This window comes from Sulfurimicrobium lacus, assembly GCF_011764585.1.
Lineage (GTDB): Bacteria > Pseudomonadota > Gammaproteobacteria > Burkholderiales > Sulfuricellaceae > Sulfurimicrobium > Sulfurimicrobium lacus.
The window spans coordinates 2,907,306-2,934,196 of the sequence record NZ_AP022853.1; the positions used below are offsets into that span (position 1 = coordinate 2,907,306).

Here is a 26,891-nt window from a genome sequence, read left to right on the forward strand (position 1 = left end):
CATGAATACCATGACCTACACGACGCAACACATCTGGACCTGGTGGATCGCCCTGTACCTGTTCTTCGGCGGCCTGGGCGCGGCGACCCTCACCATCACCTTCCTCACCGACATGTACTGCCGCCCGCACCGCAAACTTGTTCTCTGGGGCGCGCTTTCCGGGGTGGTGCTGCTGGCGATCAGCTCTGCGGTGCTGTTCGGCCACCTGCTGCACCACACCGCGGTGATCTACGTACTCAACCCGCTGGTGTTCATCTTCAAGCCGGATTCATGGATCGCCTGGGGCACCCAGTTCATCCTGTGGATGATGGTGTGGGGCATGCTCTACGCCCTGCCCTACATGCGCGAAACGCCGCTGTTCATGCGCATCCCGCTGGTGCGCTCCATCCTGCAGTGGCCGCTGGTGAGCTGGCTTTCCGCCTGCTGCATGAAGCGCCGCCGCATCGTGGGCTGGCTGGCGTCGATCAACGGCATCGGCACCGCGGTCTACACCGGCCTCTTGATCCAGTCCTTCCCCGCCGTGGCGCTGTGGCACAACCCCGGCGTGCCGCTGCTGTTCACGGTGTCAGCCTTCTCCACCGCCTTCGCCTACCTGCTGCTGCTCTTGAACATCTTCATCACCGACGAAAACGACCAGGACATCCGCCACCGCTACGAGCGCATGGACCTGATCCTGATCGCCACCGAGCTGGTGATCCTGTTCAGTTTCTTCAATTACACCCTGTCAGGCTCGGAATCGGGCTACCGCTCGGCGCAACTGCTGTGGGGAGACTGGGGCTGGCTCATCGGCTTCATCGGCTTCGGCCTGCTGGTGCCGTTCATGATCGAGCTCAGGGGCGTAACCAAAGGCTGGCGCGGCCGCTTCCCCACCGTGGCGGCGGCGGTGCTGGTGCTGATGGGCGGCTACCTGCTGCGCCACTACTTCATGTACGCGGGGGTCTATGCCTACCCCTGGTGAACGCCTGCGCCTGCTCGGCGCCTTGCTGGCGGCGCCGGTGGCGGAATCGCGCGAACTGCTGGAAGATTTTTCCGCCCATCACGGATGGCTGGCGGCGCCCCTCGAGGAACTCGCCGCCACCTCGCTTGAGGAATGGCAGGCGGAGCATACGCGCCTGTTCGTCAACGGCCATCCGCGCACCGTTTGCCCGCCCTTCCAATCCGCCTGGCTCGACGGCATGATGCCCGGTCCCGCGACCGCCGCGGTGGCCGGACTGTACCGCAGGCTCGGGCTGGAGGAAGATGGCATTTCGCCCGATTTTCTCGGCACCATGCTGGAATGCGCCGCACACCTCGAAGAATCGCTGGGCGAACCAGGGCAGGGCGAGCAAGTTCAGGCCGTGCAAGTTCAGGCCGTGAAAGACGCGCTGTGGCAGGAACACCTCGGCCGCTGGCTGCCGCAATTCACCCAGGCGCTGCGCGACGAGAGCCGCCTGGCGCTCTACCGCGTGCTGGGCGGCCAGCTCGCCGCCGTGTGCGGAGAAAACTGTGCCTGAGCCAGCCTGGGAAGTGGGCGACGCCTTCCTGCACGACGACCAGGCCGTGGCCACGGCCGTCAGCCAGTGCTTCGAGGAAATCTACCGGCGCCAGTTCCACGACGAATGGCTGGTGAACCACGATTTGCCCATCGAAGTACGCGCTTTCCGCCGCATGGAAGGCTGGTGCGTGTTCCTGCTGCTCACGCCGTGGATGATGTCGCGGCTGTTCATCGCCGAACGCGACCCGGGCATCGCCATACCCCCCGACTGGAGCGCCGAGCAGCGCGCCCACGCCCCCTACGAGGTCATCGGCCCGGCGCTGTCGTTCACGCTGCTCGGCAATGCCCAGCAGGCGCATCTCAACCACACCCCGATGCTGGGGCACTACCTGGTGCAGCCGCTGGTCCAGTCGATGGAGCGCTTCGCCGGCGCCGACGACGTGTTCGCGGCCTGGAACGACGTCATCCGCACCCGCAACCGCGTCATGGAAGAACAGAAGCGCGAATGCGGCTGGCAGAAGGAAGTTTCAAGGCGCGAGTTCTTCGCAAGGCTGGTGCGGGGAAAGCCGGCGACGTAGGGCGTCAATAACCGCAAGGGTCATGCCCGCCAAGAGAGTACCGCCTTGCGGTGATCTTGGCGCCATAAGCGAAGCGCATTGCGCCGGCTTCACAACACGCGGCGCAATGCCCGTTGGTTATTGCGCCCTACGTTTGTTATGACTCATCCCCGCCCGTTGTCCCGGACGATTCCTGGTAAGCATCGGCGATACGTTCGGCAAGAACGGAGCCAATGGCGTGAAGCGCATCGTGGCGAGTGAGTCCGTCCTCCAACAAGCGCTGCAAGGTGTCGCGGACAATCGCCTGATCGTCCATTGCCAACTGGTTTTCCACAACGGCATGGATGGCGGCATGCAAAGCGCGCGCGCTCTTGGGCAGGGGAATTCTCGCCTCGCGGTGAAATGCCTCGACGAGTTGAATCCGTTCACCTTCATCGAGAGCCAGCCATTCCGCTGGATCGGGTGTCACTTCAGGGTCATAACGGTCGATCATTGCATTACATTCCTAAAACAGTTAACGAAGGTGGAAAAACGCGTTTCCACAGGGGTTGGCCGGTTAAAACACTATTTCGCTCGAAGATCCATTTCCCACGCATACTGACTTCATACGATGGTTTTGTCATCTTGGGATTTGCCATGGGCAGGTTGCTTGGCCTCCAAATAACGGCGTGGAAACGACAGACGGTTAGCTCATGCCGACGGGCGGCCTGGCCGATTTACCCGAAAAACGAGACATGGCGTATATTTCAGACTAAGTCCAGGGAACATATTGCGTTCCCTGGCAGTCTGACTTGTTAGATTGGCCGCTGCGCCCTTCACAGGCGCAAAGCGCGCCGGTCACGCCGACGGTGACACTTATGGGGAGGAAGTGCCATGAACATCTTCAGCCATTACGTATCCCACTACGAGGAAAGCAAGGAAGAGGAGTACTCACTCCAGGAATACCTCGATATCTGCAGGAAAGACCCTTCCGCCTACGCTTCGGCGGCGGAAAGGATGCTGATGGCGATCGGCGAGCCGGAACTGGTGGACACGCGGAAAAATCCGCGCCTCTCCCGCATCTTCGCCAACAAGGTGATCAAGATCTATCCCGCCTTCAAGGAATTCTACGGGATGGAGGACTCCATCGAGCAGATCGTGTCCTACTTCAGGCACGCCGCGCAGGGGCTGGAGGAGAAGAAACAGATCCTCTACCTGCTGGGGCCGGTGGGCGGCGGCAAGTCCTCTCTGGCCGAGAAGCTCAAGTACCTGATGGAGAAAGTGCCGTTCTACGCCATCAAGGGCTCCCCGGTGCACGAATCGCCCCTCGGGCTGTTCTCCATGGAGGAGGACGGCGCGATCCTGGAGGAGGATTTCGGCATTCCCCGCCGCTACCTGAACAGCATCATGTCGCCCTGGGCGATGAAGCGGCTGCGCGAGTTCAACGGCGATATCACCAAGTTCACCGTGGTCAAGCTGCACCCCTCGGTGCTGCGCCAGATCGCGGTCTCCAAAACCGAGCCCGGCGACGAGAACAACCAGGACATTTCCTCGCTGGTGGGCAAGGTCGACATCCGCAAGCTGGAGGCCTACGCCCAGGACGATCCCGATGCCTACAGCTACTCCGGCGGGCTGTGCCTGGCCAACCAGGGGCTGCTGGAATTCGTCGAGATGTTCAAGGCGCCGATCAAGGTGCTGCACCCGCTGCTCACCGCCACCCAGGAGGCCAACTACAAGGGCACCGAGGGCTTCGGCGCGATCCCCTTCAACGGCATCGTGCTGGCCCACTCCAACGAGTCGGAATGGCTGGCGTTCAAGAACAACCGCAACAACGAGGCCTTCCTCGACCGCATCTACATCGTCAAGGTGCCCTACTGCCTGCGCGTCTCCGAGGAGGTCAAGATTTACGAGAAGCTGCTCGCCAACAGCTCGCTCGCCGAGGCGCCGTGCGCGCCCGACACCCTGCAGATGATGGCCCAGTTCGCGGTGCTGTCGCGCCTCAAGGAGCCGGAGAACTCCAACATCGTGTCCAAGATGCGGGTCTACGACGGCGAAAACCTCAAGGACACCGACCCCAAGGCCAAGTCCTACCAGGAATACCGCGACTATGCCGGGGTGGACGAAGGCATGACCGGGCTTTCCACGCGCTTCGCCTTCAAGATCCTGTCCAAGGTATTCAACTTCGACAACAGCGAGATCGCCGCCAACCCGGTGCACCTGCTCTACGTGCTGGAGCAGCAGGTGGAGCGCGAGCAGTTCGCGCCCGAGGTGGAGGAGCGCTATCTTTCCTACCTCAAGGGTTTCCTCGTCACCCAGTACGTCGAGTTCATCGGCAAGGAAGTCCAGACCGCCTACCTGGAATCCTATTCCGAATATGGCCAGAACATCTTCGACCGCTACGTGACCTACGCCGACTTCTGGATCCAGGACCAGGAATACCGCGACCCGGACACCGGCGAGGTGTTCAACCGCTCCTCCCTCAACGAGGAACTGGAAAAGATCGAGAAGCCGGCGGGCATCAGCAACCCCAAGGACTTCCGCAACGAGATCGTCAATTTCGTGCTGCGCGCCCGCGCCCAGAACCACGGCAAGAACCCGTCGTGGACCAGCTACGAGAAGCTGCGTTCGGTGATCGAGAAGAAGATGTTCTCCAACACCGAGGACCTGCTGCCGGTGATTTCCTTCAACGCCAAGGCTTCCGCCGACGACCAGAAGAAACACCAGGACTTCGTCAACCGCATGGAGGAGAAAGGATACACGCCGAAACAGGTACGCCTGTTGAGCGAGTGGTACCTGCGCGTGCGCAAGTCATCGTAGCGGAGGCCTCTCATGCACCAGATCGTCGACAGGAGGCTCAACGGCCGGAACAAGAGCGCGGTCAACCGCGGCCGCTTCATCCGCCGTTACAGGAGCCAGATCAAGAAAGCGGTCGCGGATGCCATCGCCGGGCGGAGCATTGCCGACATCGACAACGGCGAGAAGATCTCGATCCCGGCCAAGGACATTTCCGAACCGGTATTCGGCCACGGACCCGGCGGATCGCGCGAGCTGGTGCATCCCGGCAACGTCGATTTCATCACCGGCGACGAGCTGGACCGCCCGCCGAACGCCGGCAAGGGCAAGGGGAGCGGCGCCAGCAAAGACGGCGAAGGCACGGACGACTTCGTGTTCGAGCTGTCGCGCGAGGAATTCCTCAATTTCTTTTTCGACGATCTCGCCCTGCCCAACCTGGTCAAAACCAAGCTCACCACCCTGGCGCAGCACAAGATGGTGCGGGCGGGCTACACCACCGACGGCACGCCGTCCAACATCAACGTCATCCGCTCGCTGCGGGGCGCGCAGGGACGGCGCATCGCCCTTTCGGCGCCCTACCGCGCCCAACTGAAGGAAGCCGAGGAAGCGCTGGAAGCCCTGCTGAAGACTGCGCCGGACAACGACCCCCAGGTCGTCGAGCTGGAACAGGAGATCGCCCGCCTGAAGGAGAAAATCCAGTCGGTCCCCTTCATCGACACCTTCGACCTGCGCTTCAACAACCGCATCCCCCAGCCCAAGCGCACCACCCAGGCGGTGATGTTCTGCCTGATGGACGTTTCCGGCTCCATGGACCAGGTGCGCAAGGATATCGCCAAGCGCTTCTTCATCCTGCTCTACCTGTTCCTCACCCGCGCCTACGACAAAATCCAGCTGGTGTTCATCCGCCACCACACGGTTGCCATGGAAGTGGACGAGGACGATTTCTTCCACTCGCGCGAAAGCGGCGGCACGGTGGTGTCGAGCGCGCTGGAACTGATGGACGAGATCATCCGCGAGCGCTACCCCACCTCGGACTGGAACATCTACGCGGCGCAGGCCTCTGACGGGGACAACTGGACCGACGATTCCCCCATCTGCCGCGACCTGCTGATGAGCCGCATCATGCCCTACGTGCAGTATTTCGCTTATATCGAAATCACGGCGGACCAGCACCAGAGCCTGTGGATGGAGTACCAGAACGTGCAGGCGGCCTACGACAATTTCGCCATGCAACAGATCGAAACCCCGGCGGACATCTACCCGGTGTTCCGCGAACTGTTCAAGAAGCGCGTCGCATGAAAAAACGCAGAATCCTCTCCGACACCTCGGAATGGACGTTCGAGCTGATCGAGCGCTACCACGCCGAAATCGCGCGCGTGGCGGGGCAATATTCCTTGAGCACCTACCCCAACCAGATCGAGATCATTTCCTCGGAACAGATGATGGACGCCTACTCCTCGGTGGGCTTGCCGGTGGGCTACCACCACTGGTCCTTCGGCAAGGAATTCCTCAACGTCGAGAAGCGCTACAAGCGCGGCCAGATGGGGCTGGCCTACGAAATCGTAATCAACTCCAACCCCTGCATCTCCTATCTCATGGAAGAGAACACCATGATGATGCAGGCGCTGGTGATCGCCCATGCCGCCTACGGCCACAACTCCTTCTTCAAGAACAACTACCTGTTCAAGGCCTGGACCAGCGCCGATTCGATCATCGACTACCTGGTGTTCGCGCGGAATTACATCGAGGATTGCGAGCAGCGCTACGGCTACGAGGAAGTCGAAGCGATCCTGGATTCCTGCCACGCCCTGATGAACTACGGCGTGGACCGCTACAAGCGTCCCGCGCCGCTTTCCCTGCATCAGGAGCAAATGCGCCAGAAGGAACGCGAGGAATACCTCCAGTCGCAGATCAACGACCTGTGGCGCACGCTGCCCGGCAGGCACGCGGCGGCGGGTTCGGTGGCGGCCGCCCGCTTCCCCCCCGAGCCGCAGGAAAACCTGCTCTACTTCATCGAGAAGCACTCGCCGGCCATGGAACCGTGGCAACGGGAAATCGTGCGCATCGTGCGCAAGATCGCGCAGTATTTCTATCCCCAGCGCCAGACCCAGGTGATGAACGAGGGCTGGGCCACCTTCTGGCACTACACCATCCTCAACACCCTGTACGACGAGGGCCGGCTCTCCGACGGCTTCATGATCGAGTTCATTCAGTCGCACAGCAACGTGCTGACCCAGCCGCCCTATTTCAGCGACTACTATTCCGGCATCAACCCCTATGCCCTGGGCTTCGCCATGATGAGCGACATCCGCCGCATGTGCGAGCGCCCGACCGACGAAGACCGTTACTGGTTCCCGCAACTGGCCGGCAGCGACTGGGTGAAATCGCTCGACTTCGCCATGCGCAACTTCAAGGACGAAAGCTTCATCTCGCAATACCTGTCGCCCAAGCTGATCCGCGACCTGAAGCTGTTCGCCGTGCTCGACGACGACGCCATGGAGAAACTGGAGATCACCGCCATCCACGAGGAAAAAGGCTACCGCTACATCCGCCAGGCCCTCGCCGACCAGTACAACCTCGGCAGCCGCGAACCGGACATCCAGGTCTACGACGTCGACCACGGCGGCGACCGCACCCTGACGCTGCGCCATACCCAGTACCGGCGCCGCCCCCTGGGCGAAAGCCTGGACGAAGTCATGAAGCGCGTCAGCCATTTGTGGGGCTTCGGCGTGCGCATGGAAACCGTATTCGAGGACGGCCGGGTCGAGCTGACCCACGAAGCCAGGATGGAGAAGAGAAAGCTCGCGACACCGTGACACGGTGATTTAACCGACATTCGCACATGCGCCGGTTAGCCTCCCTCAAGAGGAGGGACCCATCTTTCGCCGGACCAAATGTTGACTATTTTTCACCGTAATGCAAAATAGTCATGACTATTTAACCGGAACAGATCAATTGGACGCAAAACGCTCACTCGCGGACCGCATTCGGGCCGATCTCCCGAACAAGCTCATCATCCTCACCGGCCCCCGGCAAGCTGGCAAGACCACGCTTGCACGCCTGCTGATGGCTGACTACCCGCGAGCGCAGTATCTGAACTGGGACGTGCCCGCCGACCGCGAAATCATTCTCTCTGGCGCCTGGTCTCCGCGTGCCGGGTTGCTCGTATTCGATGAAATCCACAAGATGCGCGACTGGAAGGCATTCCTGAAAGGCGTGTGGGACGGGCGCAGCCCTGGTCAGGCAGTGCTGGTGACGGGCAGTGCGCGCATGGAAACCTTTCGCCAGGGAGGGGAATCGCTGGCCGGACGCTATTTCGCCTGGCGGCTGCATCCCTTTTCGGTGCGCGAAGCGGTGGACATGCTTGGAATGAAGCCGGCGGAAGCGCTCGACCGCCTGCTTGAACGGGGTGGATTCCCCGAACCTTTTCTTGCCGCCGACAATGTGGCGGCGGAGCGCTGGCGCAGGCAGTATGCCACGGACCTGATTCGCGAAGACGTGCTCGAATTCTCCCGCGTCCATGAAATCCGCAGCCTGCAATTATTCGTCGATCTGCTGCGCGAGCGGGTCGGTTCCCCGGTCAAGATTTCCGCCCTTGCACAGATGCTGCAAATATCCCCCAATACCGCCACGCGCTACCTGGAAATCCTCGAAGCGCTGTATATCGTGTTTCGTGTCACGCCGTGGCACCGCGACATATCGCGCGCGATTCTCAAGGAAAGCAAAATCTATTTTTTCGACACGGGCCTAGTCAAGGGCGATGCCGGGGCGCGACTGGAAAATGCGGTGGCGGCAATGCTGCTCAGGCACGCACATTACCGCCATGACGCCGAGGGAAAAACGGTAAGCTTGCACACCATTCGCGACAAGGAACAGCATGAAATCGACTTCGCGCTGGCGGAGGAAGGCGCCATCACCGACCTGATCGAGGTCAAGCATGCCGATGCAGCGGTATCGCCCTATTTTCACCGCATGGCGGAGCACCTGCCACAGGCCGCAGCGGTTCAGATTGTGGCGGAACTGCGCCAGGAAACGCGGCGCGGGCGGGTAGACGTGGTTGCGGCGGCGGAATGGCTTGCAGGCTTGCGGGCATAAGGTTAGCCCGGCGGGCGGGGTGCAAGCAGTGCGCCCCTCCCTCACAGAATATTGGCGGAAAGGAGTGGGAGTCGAACCCACCCAAGCGCGCTGGCGCGCTTAACCTGATTTGAAGTCAGGCCGTCCCACCGGGGAACGATTCCCTTCCATTTTGCAGCAATCGTACTTTATTCAGAGCGTCAGGTCCGACTGGCGCAGATGGTGCGCGTTGCCGGCACGCCGGGTGTAACCGATGCGGTCGAAAAATTCCAGTATCTGAATCGCCAGTTTCCTGCCCGTCCCGATGCAGTCGCGAAACGCCGAAGCGCTGGCTTTGCCGCGCGCCAGCGCCAACTCCTGCACCAGGTCCGCAAGCTTCTGCACCGCCTCGCGCATGAAATAATGGTCGTGCGCCACCATGTAAATCTCGCCGCTGCGCGCGACGCGCTTGAGCAGGCGGCGCACGCTGGCCTCGTCGCTGCCGACGTTGCGCGCGATGTCTCTCACGCGCGGCGGCTGGAACGGCTGCTGTGCGAGCAGCGGGCGGATAGCCGCCCACGCTTTTTCCTCGTCCGGCGCCAGGCTGACCTTGTGCCCAGGCAAATGCAGCCAGGGCCCGCTCTGCGCAACCCGGCCTTCGCCCAGCAGTTGCGCGACCAGTTCGCCGAACACGGCTTTTTCCAGCGCAGGCAATGTCATGCGCTGCAGGCGCGCGCGGTCAGGGCCAAGCGATTCCGCTTCCTGCTCGTGCAGCGCGGCCAGCCGTTCCAGCACGGTCAGCTTGTATGCCTGCCAGCGCGGCACGGGGAAGCCCCAGCTGCCGCCCGGCGTGGCGACGACGCTCATGGGAATGGCCGAGCGGATATCTTCCAGCTCGTCCTGGCGCAGATTCCGCGCCAACGCGAAACGCTCCAGGTTGACGCCGTCGCCGCCGAACTCCAGGGCCGAGTTCAACGCCGCCGCGGCGTCCTGCGCCTCCAGCGAATGCAGTACCGTCAGCCGTTCGCGCGTGCGACGCTGGCGCACCGGCGGGAAAATATCGAGCACGCTGCCGCCGCCGATGGTGCGCGTGGCCGACTGGTCGCGCAGGATGAAGCGGTCTCCGTGCAGGGCGCACACCGGCTTGTCCGTCACGATCTGTGCAAGGGCTGTCGCGCCCGCCGCGACGCTCTCGCCTTCGAGCAGCGCGACGCGGGCCGGCACGTCCAGGGTGCCGATGTGGAAGTGCACCGGCGTCCAGTGGCCGAAGGCCCGGGGCTCGCTGCCCAGCACCCGGATGCGCGCGTCGAGGCGCTGGGTCGGCGCGTGGACGGGGGCGGCCAGCACCCAGTCGCCGCGCCGCACATCCTCGCGGGCGAAGCCCGCACCGGCGAGGTTGAGCGCACAGCGCTGCCCGACACGGCCGCTTTCGGCGGGGCGGTTCTGGGCGTGGATGCTGCGCACCCGCGCCGGCACGCCGCGGGGGGAAACCATCACCTGCTCGCCGACGCGGATTTCGCCCGACATCACCGAGCCGGTCACCACCGTCCCGTTGCCGTTGAGCGTAAACACGCGGTCCACGGCCAGGCGAAAATGGCCGCGACTGGCTGCGGGCGGCGTGTCCGCGGCGATTTCGTCGAGAAATGTCCGCAAGTGCCCGACACCGTCGCCCGACAGCGAAGACACAGGGAAGATCGGACAATCGTGCAGGGCCGTGCCATAAAGCAGGGAGCGGATCTCATCGCTGGCGGCGGCACGGCGCTGCGGCGTGACCCGGTCGATCTTGGTCAGCGCCACCGCCCCGCGCCCGAGCCTGAGCAGTTCGAGGATGGCGAGGTGTTCCCGCGTCTGCGGCATCGGCCCGTCGTCCGCGGCGACCGCCAGCAGCACGTAATCGATGCCGGTCGCGCCGGCGAGCATGTTGTGGACCAGTTTCTCGTGGCCCGGCACGTCGACGAAGCCGAGCACGGAGCCGTCGGGCAAGGGCGCGTAGGCGTAGCCCAGGTCGACCGTGATGCCGCGCGCCTTTTCCTCCTTGAGGCGGTCGGTGTCGACCCCGGTCAGCGCCTTGACCAGTGATGTCTTGCCGTGGTCGATGTGTCCTGCCGTGCCAATGATCATGTCGGGTTCAGGCGGGAAAGTTGTGCGACGAACCCCACCTCGTCCTCCAGGCAGCGCATGTCCAGGCAAAAGGCGCCGTCCGCGATACGGCCGATCACCGGCACGGGCAGCGTGCGGAAGGCCTGCTCGATTTTACCGAGCGCCGTACCCGCGCCTTTGCCCTTCACCAGCGGCTCGATCGCGAGCGCGAAGCTGGGCTGCAGATCGACTGGCAACGAGCCGCTGCCGATCTGGCTGGCGCAGGTTTTCAGGGAAACTTGCGCCCTTCCCGCCCACGCGGCTTGCAGGACGGGAAGAAGGCGCCGGGCCACGGCCTCGATTTCGCCTGCCGGTCGCGTCAACTGCCGTAGCGCGGGAAGGCGCTGCGCCAGGCGCTGGGGATCGCGATAGAGGCGCAGCACCGCTTCCAGCGCCGCGTAAGTCATCTTGTCCACGCGCAGGGCGCGCTTGAGCGGATTTTTCTTGATGCGCGCGATGAGCGCTTTCTTGCCGACCAGGATGCCGGCCTGCGGGCCGCCCAGCAGCTTGTCGCCGCTGAAGGTCACCAGGTCTGCGCCGTTGGCCAGCGCTTCCTGCGGCGTCGGTTCGTGCGGCAGGCCGTATTGCGCCAAGTCCACCAGCGTGCCGCTGCCCAGGTCGATCATGAAGGGCAGGTCGTGCTCGTGGGCAATGGCCGCCACCTCGTCTTCCGGCACCGCGGCGGTGAAGCCGACGATGGCGTAGTTGCTGGCGTGCACTTTGAGCAGCAGGCCGGTTTTCGGCCCGATAGCCTCGCGGAAGTCGCGCGCGTGGGTGCGGTTGGTGGTGCCGACCTCGTGCAGGCGTCCGCCCGAACGGCTCATGATGTCGGGCACGCGAAATGCGCCGCCGATTTCCACCAGTTCGCCGCGCGACACGATCACCTCCTTGCGGTTGGCGAGCGTGTTGAGGGCGAGGAAAACCGCGGCTGCGTTGTTGTTGACCACCGTCGCGGCCTCGGCCCCGGTCAGCTCGCACAGCAGGTGCTCCACCAGGCTGTCGCGGTCACCGCGGGCGCCGCCGCCGAGATCGAATTCCAGGTTGCAAGGCCGAGACATGGCTTGGGCCACGGCGGCGACCGCCTCTTCGGGCATCATGGCGCGCCCCAGGTTAGTATGCAGCACGGTTCCGGTGAGGTTGAAAACCGGTCGCAGGGACGGCAACGCATCCGCTTCCAGCCGGGCGTGCAATGCCTGGGTCAAATTCGGCTCGGCCAGCGCATCGCCGGACAGTTCATCGCCCTGCGCCAGCGCTTCGCGCAGCCCTAACAGCAGCGCGCGCGTAGCGGAGAGCACGGCTTCGCGGCCATATTCCAGCACCAGCGCAGCGACGCCGGGCAGGTTGAGCACCCGGTCGACCGAAGGAATGGCCGCGAACGCCGAGGCGGGGCGGGATATCAGTACCGGGCGAGCCGTCATAAATCCAGGCCCGCGCTGAACAGCATCAGGTTAGGACCGCTGCGCGGCTTGCCGGTTTCGTTCATCAGCACGTCGAGGGCGAGCGTGGCGATGTCGTCCGCGACCGGTTCCACGTGCGGGTCCTTTTCCATGTAGACGATCTTGAGATAGGAGCCGCAGTCGTCACAGGCCTCTGCCTTGACCGTTTCGGGTGCGCCTTCGACACCGAAATAGGCGAGCCCTTTGGACTCCTCGCAGTTGCTGCACTTGACGCGCACCATGTGCCACTCCGTGCCGCACAAGGAACAATGGAGGTAGCGCAGCCCCTGCTCGCTCCCGCCGATGCGGACCACGCTGGCGACCGGCGGAGAAGCGCACACCGGGCACAGGTTGGCGATGTCGCCCCGCCCGAAAGCCTGCGCGCCGAGCGTGGTCGCCATGTGCGTCCAGTACACCTGTAGCGCGGCGGCCACCAGCGGCGCGAGCGCCAGGTCGAGCGATTGCTGCTGCTCGGAAAGAATATTGTCGGCAAAAGCTTCGAGTTCGGCCGGCGTCATGGCGTACAGGCGCACCATCGCGTCCCGCGCCTGCGGCGTGGCTTCGGCGACCAGTGCGGCGATCATGCGCTTCAATCCGCGACGCCACGCGGGGTTGCGCAGCCAGGAGCGCGCCGGCAGCGGCGGCATGCCGTGTTCGCGGCACAAATCGAGCATCGGCGCGTCGGGCAGAAAGACCTCGGGAAAGCTGTCGATCGCGCCCTGCTGGACATCCGCCAGCTGCGCCATGAAATTCAGGAAATCGGCTATCGTGTGCCCTTCGGCCAGCCCTCTCAGGCGGTTTGCCCGCTGTCGGAACAGGGTTTTGCGTTCGGGCAGCCTGATAAAAGGGATTTCACCGTGTGGCTGTTCGATTTGTCCCGGTTCCAGTATCTTCGATGTCATCATTTTCCTTCCCCTGTCACTTCCTTGAACCAGCGCGGATGATGCTGTTTGGCCCAGGCACGGCTGACTGTGCCGTACAACATGGCGCGGATGGTGCCCTTGGTCCAGATGGCGGCATAGGCGTGCACGATGACCAGGGCGATCATCACCGCGGCCGAAGCGGCATGGACCACCGCGGCAAGGCGCACCACCACGACCGGGAAAGTCGCCGAAAAGTAGACGCGCCAGATGACGATACCGGACACGAAAAGCAGTGCCATGCAGCCGACCAGCAGCCAGAACAGCAGCTTCTGGCCGCCGTTGTACTTTCCTGCTTCCGGCATGTTGTGGTCGTCGCCGTTGAGCATTTCGCGCACGCGACGCAGCCACGCCCAGTCGCTCGGCGTCATCAGGTTCAGCCACCAGAAGCGAAACAGCATGGCGACGAAGGACACCGCCATCACCACTCCGAAGAAGGGGTGCAGGATGCGCGCCCAGGTCCCGCCGCCGAAAAGCTGGGTGAGCGGGAAGAACAGCGGATGAAAGAAAGCCAGCCCGGAGAGGGCCAGCAGGATGAAAATCATGGCCACCACCCAGTGGTTGAAGCGCTCGGCGGCGGAATAGCGGACCAGGTCCTTGGGATCGCGTTTCATTCTTCGAACTCCTTTTCGAACTCCTTCTCGATGTCCTTAGAGACTTCGTTGGGTCCCTTGGTGACATAGTGGAAAAAGCTGCCGATGGCGACCAGGCCGATGGCGAGGGAGGCCAGCGGCTTGCTGACGCCCTTCCACAGGCTGACCAGCGGGCTGATCGACGGGTCGTTAGGCAGGCCGCTGTAAAGTCCCGGCTTGTCGGCGTGTTGCAGCACGTACATGACGTGCGTGCCGCCCACCCCCGCCGGGTCATACAGCCCGGCATTGACGTAGCCGCGCGCCTGGAGATCGACGATGCGCTCCTCGGCGTGCTGGATCATGTCCTCCTTGCTGCCGAACACGATGGCGCCGGTCGGACAGGTCTTGACGCAGGCCGGTTCCAGCCCAACCGCCACGCGGTCGGAACACAGCGTGCACTTGTAGACCTTGCTGTCCTTCTTGGAGAGGCGGGGAACGTTGAACGGGCAGCCGGCGATGCAGTAGCCGCAGCCGATACAGTTCTCTTCCTGGAAGTCGACGATGCCGTTGCTGTACTGCACGATGGCGCCCGGTGCCGGGCAGGCCTTGAGGCAGCCGGGGTCGGCGCAGTGCATGCAGCCGTCCTTGCGGATCAGCCACTCCAGGCCGCGGTCGGTTTCCACCTCGGCGTAGCGCATCACGGTCCACGAGTTCTCGGTGAGGTCGGTCGGGTTGTCGTACACGCCGGTGTTGACGCCGATCGCGTCGCGCGTGTCGTTCCACTCCATGCACGCGACCTGGCAGGCCTTGCAGCCGATGCATTTGGAAACGTCGATGAGCTTGGCCACCTCGACCGTCTCGCGCTGGCTGGGCGAGGGCGTGGTGGTGGCGGAACGGCGCTGAATATCAAGGGATTGAAGTGCCATGACCGCCTCCTATGCTTTCTCGATGTCCACCAGGAACGACTTGAACTCCGGCGTCTGCACGTTGGCGTCGCCGACGAAGGGGGTCAGGGTGTTGGCGATGTAGCCGTTCTTGGCTATCCCCTTGAAGCCCCAGTGGATCGGGATGCCGACGTGATGGACGGTCTTGCCGTTGACCTGGAGCGCCTTGATGCGCTTGGTCACCACCACCACCGCCTTGATGTAGCCCCGGTTGGAGCGCACCTTGACCTTGTCGCCGGCCTTGATGCCTTTCTCCTTGGCCAGTTCCTCGCCGATTTCCACGAACTGCTCCGGCTGCAGGATGGCCGAGAGCCGGGTGTGCTTGGTCCAGTAGTGGAAGTGCTCGGTGAGGCGGTAGGTGGTGCCGGCATAGGGGAATTCCTTGGCCTTGCCGAATGTCTCCAGATCGTTCTTGAACACGCGCGCCGCCGGATTGCTGATCACCTTGGGATGCAGCGGGTTGGTGTCGATGGGCGTCTCGAACGGCTCGTAATGCTCGGGGAACGGCCCTTCCGCCATCTTGTCCACGGCGAACAGGCGCGCCACGCCTTCCGGGTTCATGATGAAGGGACTCATGCCGTCTGCCGGCGCGGAATCCGGCTTGAAGTCGGGCACGTCCACCCCCGCCCACTTGGCGCCATCCCAGCCGATGAGCTTGCGATTTGGGTCCCACGGCTTGCCCGCGGGATCGGCCGAAGCGCGGTTGTAGAGAATGCGACGGTTGGCCGGCCAGGAAAAGGCCCAGTTGACGGTATTGCCCAAGCCGCTGGGGTCGGAATTGTCGCGCCGCGCCATGGCGTTGCCTTTCTCCGTCCAGGCACCGGAAAAAATCCAGCAGCCGCAGGCGGTGCTGCCGTCGTCCTTGAGCTGGGCGAAGCCGTCTAGCTGTTGGCCGGCCTTGAGGATCACCTTGCTCGGGTCCTTGGGATCGGTCAGGTCGGCCAGGGCCTTGCCGTTGTACTCCTTCGCCAGTTCCTCGGCGGAGGGCGAAAGCGGAATCTTGTAGCCCCAGGTCAGGTTGACGATGGGGTCGGGAAAAGCGCCGCCCTCCTTCTTGTACAGCTCGCGCAGCTTGAGGAAGATGCCGGCGATGATCTCCGCGTCGCCCTTGGCCTCGCCCGGCGGCTCGGCGCCCTTGTAGTGCCATTGCAGCCAGCGCCCGGAATTGGTGAGCGAGCCGTCCTCCTCGGCGAAGCAGGTGGAGGGCAGGCGGAAAACCTCGGTCTGGATTTTCGTCGTGTCGACGTTGTTGAACTCGCCGTGGTTCTCCCAGAAACAGGAAGTGTCCGTGGCCAGCGGGTCGATCACCACCAGGAACTTGAGCCTGGCCAGCGCCCCGCCGATCTTGGCCTTGTTGGGGAAGGCGGCGAGGGGGTTGAAGCCCTGGCAGAAATAGCCGTTCATCTTGCCTTGGTGCATCAGCTCGAACACCTGCAGCACGTCGTAGATCTTGTCCAGCTTGGGCAGCCAGTCGAAACACCAGTTGTTTTCCGACGTCGCCGCATCGCCGAACCAGGACTTCATCAGACTGACGTGGAACTTGGGGTAGTTCTGCCAGTAGGACAGCTGTCCCGGCCGCAGCGGCTTGAAGGCGCGCTTGTCGATGTAGGCCTGGTAATCGGTTTCCTTTTCGCCGGGCAGGGTCATGTAGCCCGGCAGCAGGTTGGACAGCAGGCCCAGGTCGGTCAGGCCCTGGATGTTGGAGTGGCCGCGCAGCGCGTTGACGCCCCCGCCCGCCATGCCGACGTTGCCCAGCAGCAGTTGCAGCATGGCCGCGGTACGGATCATCTGCGAGCCGGTGGAATGCTGGGTCCAGCCCAGGGCGTAGAGGATAGTGAGCGTCCGGTCCGGCACCGCCGTGGTGGCGATGGTCTCGCACACCTTGAGGAAGGCGTCTCTGGGCGTGCCGGTGATGTTGCTCACCGCTTCCGGGGTGTAGCGCGAATAGTGCTGCTTCAGCAGATTGAACACGCAGCGCGGGTGCTGCAGCGTGGGGTCCACTGCCGCGTAGCCGTCCGGCCCGATCTCGTACATCCAGCTGGCCTTGTCGTAGCTGCGCTTGTCGGCGTTGTAGCCCGAGAACAGGCCGTCCTCGTACTTGTAGTCCTCGCGCACGATGAAGCTGGCGTCGGTATACGCCTTGACGTATTCGTGCTGGATCTGGTCGCGCGACAGCAGGTAATGGATCACCCCGCCGAGGAAGGCGATGTCCGTCCCGGTACGGATCGGCGCATAGAAATCGGCAACCGCTGCCGAGCGCGTGAAGCGCGGGTCCACCACGATGAACTTGGCGTGGTTGTGCGCCTTGGCCTCGGTCACCCATTTGAAGCCGCAGGGGTGCGCCTCGGCGGCGTTGCCGCCCATCACCAAAATCACATTCGCGTTCTTGATGTCGACCCAGTGATTGGTCATCGCGCCGCGGCCGAACGTAGGGGCAAGACTTGCCACCGTAGGTCCGTGTCAGACACGCGCCTGGTTGTCGAACGCCAGCATCCCGGTACTGCGCACCGTCTTGTGGGTGATGTAGCCGGTCTCGTTGCTGGATGCGGATGCCGCCAGGAAGCCGGTGGAGAGCCAGCGGTTGACCGTGGCGCCGTCAGCGTTGGTGGCGATGAAATTCTTGTCGCGGTCGTCTTTCATCAGCCGCGCGATACGGCTGAACGCCTCGTCCCAGGAAATGCGCTTCCATTCGCTGGAACCAGCTGCGCGGTATTCCGGATACTTGAGCCGGCTGGGGCTATGGATGAAGTCCACCAGCGCCGCGCCCTTGGGGCACAAGGTGCCGCGGTTGACCGGGTGGTCGGGGTCGCCTTCGATGTGGATGATTTCCGATGCGGCGTTTTTCGCCTTGTCGCCCATGCTGTGCATGATGATGCCGCAGCTGACCGAACAGTAGGGGCAGGTGTTGCGCGTCTCGGTGGTGCGGGCCAGCTTGAACTGGCGCACTTCCGCCAGCGCCTCTGCCGGGGAAAAGCCCAGCATCGCCAGGCTCGAACTTCCCAGGCCTGCAGCACCCAGCTTGAAGAACTGCCGTCTCGTGATATGCATACGGTTCCCCTTCCATTTTCATCGGTGATGATAGGAGCATCTACGTGGGAGCAATATTGCATACCGTGGATTACCCGGTAAATACGGGGTTTACCGTATTTTTCGCATGGGTATCATCGATAAGGAAGACGGATCGAAAATTGAGAAGGAGCCCTCCTCCCATGACCGGGAGAAGAGCTGTGACTCAGACACGAAACGGACAGGGAAACCCGTGGACAATCAGCTGTAGCTCAGCCCCATCGCCTCGCGCACGTCGCGCATGGTTTCGTTGGCCAGCTTGCGGGCTTTTTCGCAGCCGTCGGCGATGATGTTGCGCACCAGGGTCGGGTCGTCCTGGTACATCTGCGCCCGCTCGCGCATCGGCTCCTGCTCCCGCAGCACGGCTTCGATCACCGGCTGCTTGCACTCGAGGCAGCCGATGCCGGCGCTCTTGCAGCCCAACTGTACCCATTCCTGCGTGGCAGTGTTGGAATACACCAGGTGGAACGACCACACCGGGCACTTGGCCGGATCGCCCGGATCGGTGCGGCGCACGCGGGCAGGGTCGGTGGGCATGGTGCGGATTTTCCTGGTCACGCTGTCGGCGTCTTCGCGCAGGGTGATGGTGTTGTTGTAGGACTTGGACATCTTCAGTCCGTCCAGCCCCGGCATGCGGGAAGCCGCGGTGAGCAGCGCGTCCGGTTCTACCAGGATCATCTTGCCGCCGCCTTCGAGATAGCCGAACAGGCGTTCCCGGTCGCCCAGGGACAGGTTCTGCTGCTCGTTGAGCAAGGCGTGCGCGGCTTCCAGCGCCTCGTCGTCGCCCTGTTCCTGGTAGCGCTTGCGCAATTCCTCGTAGAGCTTGGCGCGCTTGCTGCCGAGTTTTTTCACCGCCGCCTCGGCGCGTTCCTCGAAGCCCGGCTCGCGGCCGTAAAGATGGTTGAAGCGGCGTGCGATTTCGCGCGTGAACTCGATATGCGGCACCTGGTCCTCGCCCACCGGCACCTTGTTGGCGCGATAGATCAGGATGTCTGCGCTTTGCAGCAGCGGGTAGCCAAGGAAGCCGTAGGTGCTCAGGTCCTTTTCCGACAGTTTTTCCTGCTGGTCCTTGTAGGTCGGCACGCGCTCCAGCCAGCCCAGTGGCGTCATCATGGAGAGCAACAGGTGCAATTCGGCATGCTCCGGCACGCGCGACTGGATGAACAGCGTGGCATTGGCCGGATCGACGCCGGCGGCGAGCCAGTCGATCACCATGTCCCAGACGTTTTTCTCGATCACTTCCGGAGTGTCGTAATGGGTCGTGAGGGCGTGCCAGTCGGCGACGAAGAACAGGCATTCGAATTCATGCTGCAGTTCCACCCAGTTTTTCAGCACGCCATGGTAATGGCCGAGATGCAAGCCGCCGGTGGGGCGCATGCCGGATAAGACGCGTTCCTGGTACATGTTGATCAATCGTCCTTGAGTTTATAAACCGAAAAGAGAGGAAACCAGCCCCATGGTGCCGTTGACCAGCGGCCACAGGACGAAATTCAGCACGCCGGAGAACAGCAGGGCGATGAGGATGATCATGCCGTAGGGTTCGATGCGCGCATAGGAATAGGCCAGGCGCGACGGCAGCAGGCTCACCGCGATGCGCCCGCCGTCGAGCGGCGGCAGCGGCAGGAGGTTCAGCACCATGAGCACGGTATTGATGGTAATGCCGGCCTTGCCCATCAGCGCCATCGGCAGCGCCAGGCTGCCTTCGGGCATGGTCAGGCCGATTTTCATCACCAGACCCCAGAATAGCGCCATGAAGAGATTGGCGCCCGGACCGGCCGCCGCCACCCACAGCATATCTTTCTTGGGATTGCGCAGATGGCCGAAATTCACCGGCACCGGCTTGGCCCAGCCGAACAGGATGCCGCCCAGCGCCAGCGTCACCAGCGGCACCAGCACGGTGCCGACCGGGTCGATATGGCGCAATGGATTGAGGCTGACACGCCCCAGCATGTAGGCCGTGGTGTCGCCGAAATGCTTGGCGGCGTAGCCATGCGCGGCTTCGTGCAGGGTGATGGCGAAAATCACCGGCAAGGCGTAAACCGCGATTTGTTGAATCAATGTCAATTCCATCAGGCTTCCAGTCCAAAAGGTTCGAGGCTGCCCTTGCCGGCGCGGATCAGCACCGGTTCGCTGCCGGTCAGGTCGATCACCGTGGACATGCCGATGCAGCAACTGCCGCTGTCGACGATCAGGTCCACCTGCTTTTCCAGACGATCGCGGATTTCTTCGCCGTCGCTGAGGGGATCTTCATCCCCCGGCAGCATCAGGGTGGAACTGAGCAGCGGCTCGTCGAGTTCTTCCAGCAGAGCCAGTGCGACCGCGTGATCCGGCACCCGGAGGCCGATGGTGGCGCGCTTGGGGTGCTGCAATCGACGCGGCACTTCCTTGGTGGCCTGCAGGATGAAGGTGTAGCTGCCCGGCGTGTTGGACTTGAGCAGGCGGTATTGCTGGTTGTCGACCCGTGCGTAATGCGAAAGTTCCGACAGGTCGCGGCACACCAGGGTGAAGTGGTGGCGCTCGTCCACGCCGCGGATATCGCGGATGCGCTGCATCGCGTCCTTGTCCCCGATCCTGCAGCCGAGGGCGTAGCAGGAATCCGTGGGATATACCACCACGCCGCCGTTCTTGATGACTTCCACGGCCTGGTGGATCAGGCGGGGCTGCGGATTATCGGGATGAACGCTGAAGAATTGGGCCATTTGACTCGTAGATCTGCATGATGGTTGGGGGATTTTAAGTGAGAGTTGTTACAAGTTAAAACTCAAAATGCTCCCACACCGGCTCGCAACCGGCCGGCAGGGGCGGCAATCTGCCCATGTCGAAATAGTTGTGGGCCGGGCCATGATAATCGGAACCGGCGGAAGACAGCAGCCCGTATTGTTTGGCGAACTCGGCAAAGAGCCGGTACTGGTCGGGCGTATGGCTGCCCGACACCACCTCCACCGCCTCGCCCCCGGCTTCCTTGAAGGCGGCGAACAGCGCGTGCAAGGTCATCTTGCCGATATCGTAGCGACCCGGGTGGGCGAGCACGGCGATGCCGCCGCTCGACTTGATCCAGCCGATCGCTTCCGCCATGTCCGCCCAACGGTGGGAAACGTGACCCGGCTTGCCTTTGACGAGAAACTTCTTGAATACCGTCTTCACGTCCTTGGCATGACCGTTGGCCACCAGGAAGCGCGCGAAATGGGTGCGGCTGAGGATACGTTCATGCGCATAGGCACGCGCGCCTTCCAGACTGCCACTGATGCCGACCTTGTCCAGTTCGGCCGCAATGGCGACAGCACGGGTCAGGCGCCCGGCCCGGATATTTTCCAGCCCGGCCTGCAGTTCCGCATGAGCTGGATCGACGTGCAGGCCGACGATGTGGATGGTGCGCCCATTCCAGCTGACGGAAATCTCGACGCCGTTGACCAGGCGGATACCCTGTTCCTCCGCAGCGACGCGCGCCTCGTCCAGGCCGCCCAGATCGTCGTGATCGGTCAGTGCCATGACCTCAACGCCCTGGGCAGCGGCGTAGCGGACCAGTTCGGTAGGTGTATAGGTGCCGTCTGAAACAGTGGAATGACTGTGCAAGTCAATCTTTGGCATGCAATGGGGAACTTGTAAGAAGGGACCTAATCATAGCAAAATGCTCAGTCTATTGAAATGAAGCCATAACATCTACATGAAATTCCTCTTCGATTTTTTCCCCATCATCCTTTTCTTCGTTGCCTACAAGTTTTACGGCATATACGCCGCCACCGGGGTCGCCATCATCGCCACCTTCGCCCAGATCGGCTGGGTGTGGGTGCGCCACCGCAAGGTGGATACCATGCTGTGGGTGAGCCTGGCGATCATTACCCTGTTCGGCGGCGCAACGCTGTTCCTGCACGACGAGACCTTCATCAAGTGGAAACCCACCGTGCTCTACTGGCTGTTCGCCGTGGTGCTGACGGTGAGCGCAAGCTTGTTCCGCAAGAACCTCATCCGCACCATGATGGAGAAGCAGTTCTCCGCACCGGATTTCGTGTGGCGCAACCTTAACCTGAGCTGGGTGATATTCTTTCTCGTCATGGGCGGCGTCAACCTTTACATCGCCTTTCACTACTCCACCGATACCTGGGTCAATTTCAAACTGTTTGGCAGCATGGGGATGATGTTCGTGTTCGTCATTCTGCAGGGCTTGATGCTGTCGAAATACATCGAAGAAGACAAGTAGGAAAACCGATGCTTTATGCCATTTACGGCGAGGATGTGCCGAACAGCCTCGACCAGCGCCTTGCCGCGCGCCCGGCCCACCTGGCGCGTCTGAACGAGCTGCAGAGCAATGGCAGGCTGATTCTGGCCGGGCCGTTCCCCTCGATCGACTCCCCCGACCCTGGTCCGGCGGGCTTCAGCGGCAGCCTGATCGTCGCCGAATTCGAATCGCTGCCGGCGGCCCAAGCCTGGGCCGCAGCGGACCCTTATGTCGCTGCCGGCGTTTATGCCAGCGTCAGCGTCAAACCTTTCAAGAGAGTACTGCCCACATGAGCACAATTGAACTAATGCAGGAAAGGCTTGCCTCACTCCAGCCGGAAGTTCTGGAAATCGGCGACGACAGCGCCAAGCATGCCGGCCACGAAGGCGCCAAGGGTGGTGGCGGCCATTACGACCTGACCATCGTTTCGCCGCTGTTTGATGGAAAGTTGACCATTGCGCGTCATCGCATGATATATAATTCCCTCGGCGATCTGATGCAGACCAGGATACATGCCCTCAGCATAAGAGCATTTGCGCCGGGCGAATTATAATAAAGAAACACCCTTTTCCAAGCGTTCTACTTTTATTTCTCTAACCTGATTAAGGAACTGTAAATGATGACGATCAAGTCCCGCATTCTGTTGGTAAGTGCAGCTTCCCTGCTGACCCTGAGCGCCTGCAACGCCGACGAAAGCAGCAAGACCGCTGCCGCCCCCGCAGCGGGCAACGTCGCGGCCACTGTCAACGGCACCGCCATCAGCAAGGCACGCGTCGATCTGCTGGTCAAGCAGCGCGCGGGCATGGGCCAGCCTGACAGCCCGGAAATGCGCAAATCCATTATCGACCAGCTGGCCATGCAGATGCTCGTCTCCCAGGAAGCGACCAAGAAAGGCCTGGACAAGAGCCCCGAAGTGGTCGACCAGATCGAGCTGACCAAGCAGTCCATCCTGGCCAACGCCTTCGTTCAGGACTATATCAAGAGCCACCCGGTCACCGACGACATGCTGAAAGCCGAGTACGACAAGGTCAAGGCCGAGATGACCGGCACCGAATACAAGGCCCGTCACATCCTGGTGGGTAGCGAAGCTGAGGGCAAGGACATCATCGCCAAGCTGAAAAAGAACCCCAAGGCTTTCGATGCGCTGGCCAAGGAAAAGTCCAAGGACCCCGGCTCCAAGGATAAGGGCGGCGAACTGGGCTGGTTCGACCCGCGCGGTATGGTGCCGGAATTCGGCGCTGCGGTTGCCAAGCTGGGCAAGGGAAAAATGACGGACGAGCCGGTCAAGACCCAGTTCGGCTACCACGTGATCGTGATGGAAGACAGCCGTCCGATGCAGATCCCGCCGCTTGATCAAGTCAAACCCCAACTGACCCAGAAAGTGCAGCAGGAACAGCTGAAGAGTCTGATCGACGACATGAAGGCCAAGGCCAAGATCGAAATCACCGCCGCACCTGCTGAGGCACCTGCAGCTCCTGCAGCACCTGCCAAGTAAAACCGACACCGGTTACGGCACACAAAAAGGCGGCTCTTGAGCCGCCTTTTTTATTACCCGCCAGCCCGGCTTATTGCTATCCTCATGCCATAGACGTATGGTTAACTTTCCGATAGCACTACCGAGTCCAGCATGTTCAAAAAAATCGCCATCGAACAACTCCAACCAGGCATGTATATCCACGACCTGAATTGCGGCTGGATGGATCACCCCTTCGTGTCCAACCGTTTTACCGTCAAGGATGAAACCGTTGCACTGGAACTGCGCGCGATCGGAGTGCATGAGCTGTACATCGACACTGACAAGGGCCTGGACATAGCAGAAGCGAAGACAGAAGAAGAAGTCAGCCACGAAATCGACAAGCAGATGTTGCACATTGCAGAGGAAAAGCCGGCGCCGATCGTCGCCGTCTCCCTGGCCGAAGAAGCGCCCCGCGCGCGCAAGCTGCACGGCGAGGCCAACCGCATCGTCAAGGGCATCATTGCCGATGTCCGCCTGGGCCAGCAGATCGAACTGGAAAAGGTGGAGCCGCTGGTGGAAAGCATGGTGGACTCGATTTTCCGCCACCAGGATGCGCTGATTCCGCTGGCGCGCCTGAAAACCCACGACGAATACACCTTCCAGCACTCGGTTTCGGTCTGCGCGCTGATGGTCGCTTTTGCCCGCGGTTTGAAGCTATCCCGCGACATCATCAAGGAAATCGCCATCGGTGCCCTGCTGCATGATGTCGGCAAGGCCAGGGTGCCTGATGAGATTCTCAACAAGCCGGCCAAACTGACCGACGCCGAATTCGCCAAGATGAAATCTCACGTGGTACAGAGCATCGTCATTCTGCAGAACACGCCCGGCATCAGCCAGATCGCCCTCGATGTCGCAGGCCAGCACCATGAGCGCTACGACGGTACCGGCTACCCCAACAGGCTGAAGGACGATGAGATTTCGATCTACGGACAGATGGGCGCCATCGTCGACGTATACGACGCCATCACCTCGGAACGCGTCTATCACAAGGGCATGCCCCCCACCGAAGCGCTCAAGAAGCTGCTGGAATGGAGCAAGTTTCACTTCAACCCGGAAATGGTGCAGGCCTTTATCCGCGCCCTCGGGATTTACCCCAGCGGGTCACTGGTACGGTTGGAAAGCGGGCGCCTCGGAGTGGTGCAGGAGCAGCATGCGGAAAAGCTCCTGCAGCCGAAGGTGAAGGTGTTTTACCACGCAGCCAAGCTATGTTACCTGCCGCCGGAAGACCTCGATCTGGCGAAACCTGTGTGCCAGGACAAGATTATCAGTCACGAATCGTTCGAGAAATGGGGCATCGACCCAGCCAAGTGGCTACCGGCGTAGTGTTTATCAGCCGCGCTTGAGGTTCTTCATGACCTGATCCTTCTCGCGTTTCCATTCGCGTTCCTTCTCGGCCTCGCGCTTGTCGTGCTGACGCTTGCCCTTGGCGAGGCCGATTTCCAGCTTGATCCGCCCCTTGGAATAATGCATGTCGAGCGGCACCAGGGTGTAGCCCGCCCGCTCCACCTTGCCGATCAGCTTGACGATCTCCTCGTTGTGCAGCAGCAGCTTGCGCGTGCGCACCGGATCGGGATTGATGTGCGTGGAAGCGGTCGACAACGGGCTGATATGGCAGCCGATCAGAAACATCTCGCCGCTGCGGATGATGACGTAGGCCTCCTTGAGATTGGTCCGTCCGGCGCGTATGGCCTTGACTTCCCAGCCTTCCAGCACCATGCCGGCTTCATATTTCTCCTCGATGAAGAAATCGTGGAAGGCTTTCTTGTTCTGTGCGATGCTCATGGGGGCGTGAATTTATGCGGTAAATAGGGTATTTTAGCGGTTTTATTAAAGCAATTGCATCACAATGGCGCAAGTTGAAAAATCCGTGCTGGTCCTGTACTCCGCCCAGCAAATGTACAACCTGGTGGACGGGGTGGAAAATTACCCGCAATTCCTGCCCTGGTGCGGCGGAACCGACCTGAAATGGCGCGACGAGACGACTACGCTCGCCACCATCATGATCGACTACCACGGGATCAAGCAAAGCTTCACCACCGAGAACACCAACCAGATTCCCGCGCTGATCGAAATCAAGCTGCAGGATGGGCCATTCCGCCACCTGGATGGGAGCTGGCGCTTCATCGCTCTCGACGAGAACGCATGCAAGGTCGAATTCCGTCTTCACTACGAGTTCTCCAGCAAACTGCTGGAATCGCTGTTCGGGCCGGTGTTCAATCACATCACCAACAATTTTGTCGATGCGTTCGTACAACGCGCCGAGAAGGTCTACGGATCATGACAGAAACCATTCGCGTCGAAGTGGCCTATGCCCACCCCCACGAGCAATTCCTGAAAGCACTGCAGGCCGCGCCGGGGATCACCGCGGAACAGGCCATCCGGCAATCCGGCATCCTGGAAAAACATGCGGAAATCGATCTGGCGAAAAACAAGATCGGCATTTTCGGCAAGCTCGCCAAGCTCGACACGGCGCTGCGCGACAAGGACCGGGTCGAGATCTACCGCCCGCTCATCGCCGACCCCAAGGAGGTGCGCAAGAAGCGCGCCGAGGAAGGCAAGGTCATGAAAAAAGGCGGCGGCGATGCGGCCGCGCCGGACGCGGAATAGAGCGGCCTGCACCAATCGGGTAGAATACCCTTCTCACGAAGAGCTTGGATCTCAAATGCGTATCGACGTACATGTACACGGCAGCCTTTACCTGCACAAAGGCGTCACCCTGGCGCAACTGGAAGCGGGCTTGCGGCAATGGCTGGAATATCTCGACGTGGAAAACGTCAACGAGATCCGCAGCGCAGAACCCAGCGAGCCCGGCGTAATCTACGACCAGTCGGCGCGCGTGCTCGACATCTGCTGGACCGGCGAGGTCGGGCGCAGCTTCCAGCGCACCCTGCAGCAAACGCTACAATCTATCGGGCCGTTGCTGGAGCACGCCTCCGAAATCGAGCTCACCTACTATCACGAAGACGGCCGCGACGAGTTCCAGCTGCTGTTCGCCGGACCAACCGCGGAATCCATTCACCAGGCGCAGCGGCGCTTGATGCTGGAGGATGTTGCCGGTTTGCTGTCACGCCATTTCGCCCCCGCCGAAGTCGGCCGGGTGACGACGCTGGTCAACGAATTGTTCGACCGCGACTGGGAGCAGAGGGCGGCGGAGCCGGAAGCGGAATTCCAGCCCTCAGGAAGCCTGGTGCATTTCCGCGGCAAGAAACACCTGCACTAAATACCC

Annotated in this window: 27 protein-coding genes and 1 tRNA gene; 15 read left to right on the forward strand and 13 right to left on the reverse strand. The window is 62.0% G+C overall.

Going from position 1 to position 26,891, the window contains the following annotated elements; all coding sequences use genetic code 11:
- Position 1: 1 nt before the first annotated feature.
- The 3 genes from nrfD to hybE are packed head-to-tail and all read left to right on the forward strand — an operon-like array spanning position 2 to position 2,052.
- Entirely contained in the window at positions 2-958 is a 957-nt protein-coding gene (nrfD, locus tag SKTS_RS14070; RefSeq protein WP_173066274.1) for an NrfD/PsrC family molybdoenzyme membrane anchor subunit, read from the forward strand.
- Positions 942-1,493: a TorD/DmsD family molecular chaperone gene (locus tag SKTS_RS14075; protein ID WP_173066277.1), complete on the forward strand. Its 552-nt coding sequence runs from the start codon at positions 942-944 to the stop codon at positions 1,491-1,493. The genes nrfD and SKTS_RS14075 overlap by 17 nt, the downstream gene beginning before the upstream one ends.
- Complete coding sequence (hybE, locus tag SKTS_RS14080) at positions 1,486-2,052, forward strand: [NiFe]-hydrogenase assembly chaperone HybE (RefSeq protein ID WP_173066278.1); 567 nt, start codon at positions 1,486-1,488, stop codon at positions 2,050-2,052. Before SKTS_RS14075 ends, hybE begins: the two co-directional genes overlap by 8 nt.
- Before the next feature lie 136 nt (positions 2,053-2,188).
- Here hybE and SKTS_RS14085 read toward each other — a convergent pair whose 3' ends face one another.
- Complete coding sequence (locus tag SKTS_RS14085) at positions 2,189-2,524, reverse strand: DUF1841 family protein (protein ID WP_198420367.1); 336 nt, start codon at positions 2,522-2,524, stop codon at positions 2,189-2,191.
- 380 nt (positions 2,525-2,904) lie between these two features.
- Between SKTS_RS14085 and SKTS_RS14090 the strand changes: the two genes are divergently transcribed.
- From SKTS_RS14090 to SKTS_RS14105, 4 genes are all read left to right on the forward strand, one after another.
- Positions 2,905-4,827 carry a PrkA family serine protein kinase gene (locus tag SKTS_RS14090; protein WP_173066282.1) on the forward strand — a complete coding sequence of 641 codons (1,923 nt, stop codon included), beginning with the start codon at positions 2,905-2,907 and terminating at the stop codon, positions 4,825-4,827.
- A gap of 12 nt (positions 4,828-4,839) precedes the next feature.
- Entirely contained in the window at positions 4,840-6,102 is a 1,263-nt protein-coding gene (locus tag SKTS_RS14095; protein WP_173066285.1) for a YeaH/YhbH family protein, read from the forward strand.
- A complete protein-coding gene (locus SKTS_RS14100; RefSeq protein WP_173066288.1) occupies positions 6,099-7,619 on the forward strand; it encodes a SpoVR family protein in 1,521 nt (506 codons plus the stop codon). Before SKTS_RS14095 ends, SKTS_RS14100 begins: the two co-directional genes overlap by 4 nt.
- 139 nt (positions 7,620-7,758) lie before the next feature.
- A complete protein-coding gene (locus SKTS_RS14105; protein ID WP_198420368.1) occupies positions 7,759-8,898 on the forward strand; it encodes an ATP-binding protein in 1,140 nt (379 codons plus the stop codon).
- Positions 8,899-8,950: 52 nt separating this feature from the next.
- Here SKTS_RS14105 and SKTS_RS14110 read toward each other — a convergent pair.
- From SKTS_RS14110 to SKTS_RS14160, 11 genes are all read right to left on the reverse strand, one after another.
- Positions 8,951-9,046, reverse strand: a tRNA-Sec gene (locus tag SKTS_RS14110).
- A gap of 23 nt (positions 9,047-9,069) precedes the next feature.
- Entirely contained in the window at positions 9,070-10,977 is a 1,908-nt protein-coding gene (selB, locus tag SKTS_RS14115) for a selenocysteine-specific translation elongation factor (protein WP_173066291.1), read from the reverse strand.
- Positions 10,974-12,413: an L-seryl-tRNA(Sec) selenium transferase gene (gene selA / locus SKTS_RS14120; protein WP_173066294.1), complete on the reverse strand. Its 1,440-nt coding sequence runs from the start codon at positions 12,411-12,413 to the stop codon at positions 10,974-10,976. The genes selB and selA overlap by 4 nt, the downstream gene beginning before the upstream one ends.
- Positions 12,410-13,336: a formate dehydrogenase accessory protein FdhE gene (gene fdhE / locus SKTS_RS14125; protein WP_198420369.1), complete on the reverse strand. Its 927-nt coding sequence runs from the start codon at positions 13,334-13,336 to the stop codon at positions 12,410-12,412. Before fdhE ends, selA begins: the two co-directional genes overlap by 4 nt.
- Positions 13,333-13,965 carry a formate dehydrogenase subunit gamma gene (locus tag SKTS_RS14130; RefSeq protein WP_173066297.1) on the reverse strand — a complete coding sequence of 211 codons (633 nt, stop codon included), beginning with the start codon at positions 13,963-13,965 and terminating at the stop codon, positions 13,333-13,335. Before SKTS_RS14130 ends, fdhE begins: the two co-directional genes overlap by 4 nt.
- The gene (gene fdxH, locus SKTS_RS14135; protein WP_173066300.1) at positions 13,962-14,849 is read right to left on the reverse strand and encodes a formate dehydrogenase subunit beta; all 888 of its coding nucleotides are present in this window, start codon (positions 14,847-14,849) and stop codon (positions 13,962-13,964) included. Before fdxH ends, SKTS_RS14130 begins: the two co-directional genes overlap by 4 nt.
- A gap of 9 nt (positions 14,850-14,858) precedes the next feature.
- Positions 14,859-17,915 carry a formate dehydrogenase-N subunit alpha gene (gene fdnG / locus SKTS_RS14140; protein ID WP_173066303.1) on the reverse strand — a complete coding sequence of 1,019 codons (3,057 nt, stop codon included), beginning with the start codon at positions 17,913-17,915 and terminating at the stop codon, positions 14,859-14,861.
- 219 nt (positions 17,916-18,134) lie between these two features.
- Positions 18,135-19,337 (reverse strand): tryptophan--tRNA ligase, encoded by a 1,203-nt coding sequence (locus SKTS_RS14145; protein WP_173066306.1) that lies wholly within the window; start codon positions 19,335-19,337, stop codon positions 18,135-18,137.
- Between the two features lie 21 nt (positions 19,338-19,358).
- Positions 19,359-20,003: a site-2 protease family protein gene (locus tag SKTS_RS14150; protein ID WP_173066309.1), complete on the reverse strand. Its 645-nt coding sequence runs from the start codon at positions 20,001-20,003 to the stop codon at positions 19,359-19,361.
- Positions 20,003-20,632 (reverse strand): L-threonylcarbamoyladenylate synthase, encoded by a 630-nt coding sequence (locus SKTS_RS14155; RefSeq protein WP_173066312.1) that lies wholly within the window; start codon positions 20,630-20,632, stop codon positions 20,003-20,005. Before SKTS_RS14155 ends, SKTS_RS14150 begins: the two co-directional genes overlap by 1 nt.
- A 55-nt stretch (positions 20,633-20,687) precedes the next feature.
- Positions 20,688-21,521, reverse strand: coding sequence for a 3',5'-nucleoside bisphosphate phosphatase (locus tag SKTS_RS14160; RefSeq protein WP_173066315.1), 834 nt, complete (start codon positions 21,519-21,521; stop codon positions 20,688-20,690).
- Between the two features lie 76 nt (positions 21,522-21,597).
- Between SKTS_RS14160 and SKTS_RS14165 the strand changes: the two genes are divergently transcribed.
- The 5 genes from SKTS_RS14165 to SKTS_RS14185 all read left to right on the forward strand — a co-directional run bounded on the left by SKTS_RS14165 (position 21,598) and on the right by SKTS_RS14185 (position 24,988).
- Entirely contained in the window at positions 21,598-22,131 is a 534-nt protein-coding gene (locus SKTS_RS14165; RefSeq protein WP_173066319.1) for a septation protein A, read from the forward strand.
- An 8-nt stretch (positions 22,132-22,139) separates the two neighbouring features.
- The gene (locus SKTS_RS14170) at positions 22,140-22,442 is read left to right on the forward strand and encodes a YciI family protein (RefSeq protein WP_173066322.1); all 303 of its coding nucleotides are present in this window, start codon (positions 22,140-22,142) and stop codon (positions 22,440-22,442) included.
- Complete coding sequence (locus SKTS_RS14175) at positions 22,439-22,702, forward strand: BolA family protein (protein WP_173066325.1); 264 nt, start codon at positions 22,439-22,441, stop codon at positions 22,700-22,702. The genes SKTS_RS14170 and SKTS_RS14175 overlap by 4 nt, the downstream gene beginning before the upstream one ends.
- 63 nt (positions 22,703-22,765) lie before the next feature.
- Positions 22,766-23,644: a peptidylprolyl isomerase gene (locus SKTS_RS14180; protein ID WP_173066328.1), complete on the forward strand. Its 879-nt coding sequence runs from the start codon at positions 22,766-22,768 to the stop codon at positions 23,642-23,644.
- Between the two features lie 132 nt (positions 23,645-23,776).
- Positions 23,777-24,988, forward strand: coding sequence for an HD-GYP domain-containing protein (locus SKTS_RS14185; RefSeq protein ID WP_173066331.1), 1,212 nt, complete (start codon positions 23,777-23,779; stop codon positions 24,986-24,988).
- A gap of 6 nt (positions 24,989-24,994) precedes the next feature.
- Here SKTS_RS14185 and smpB read toward each other — a convergent pair whose 3' ends face one another.
- A complete protein-coding gene (gene smpB, locus SKTS_RS14190; protein ID WP_173066334.1) occupies positions 24,995-25,447 on the reverse strand; it encodes an SsrA-binding protein SmpB in 453 nt (150 codons plus the stop codon).
- A gap of 64 nt (positions 25,448-25,511) precedes the next feature.
- Between smpB and SKTS_RS14195 the strand changes: the two genes are divergently transcribed.
- The 3 genes from SKTS_RS14195 to SKTS_RS14205 are packed head-to-tail and all read left to right on the forward strand — an operon-like array spanning position 25,512 to position 26,885.
- On the forward strand, positions 25,512-25,946 hold the full coding sequence (locus SKTS_RS14195) for a type II toxin-antitoxin system RatA family toxin (protein ID WP_173066337.1): 435 nt from the start codon (positions 25,512-25,514) through the stop codon (positions 25,944-25,946).
- Positions 25,943-26,272 (forward strand): RnfH family protein, encoded by a 330-nt coding sequence (locus SKTS_RS14200; RefSeq protein WP_173066340.1) that lies wholly within the window; start codon positions 25,943-25,945, stop codon positions 26,270-26,272. Before SKTS_RS14195 ends, SKTS_RS14200 begins: the two co-directional genes overlap by 4 nt.
- Before the next feature lie 55 nt (positions 26,273-26,327).
- Positions 26,328-26,885, forward strand: coding sequence for a DUF6806 family protein (locus SKTS_RS14205; protein WP_173066343.1), 558 nt, complete (start codon positions 26,328-26,330; stop codon positions 26,883-26,885).
- Positions 26,886-26,891 lie beyond the last annotated feature (6 nt).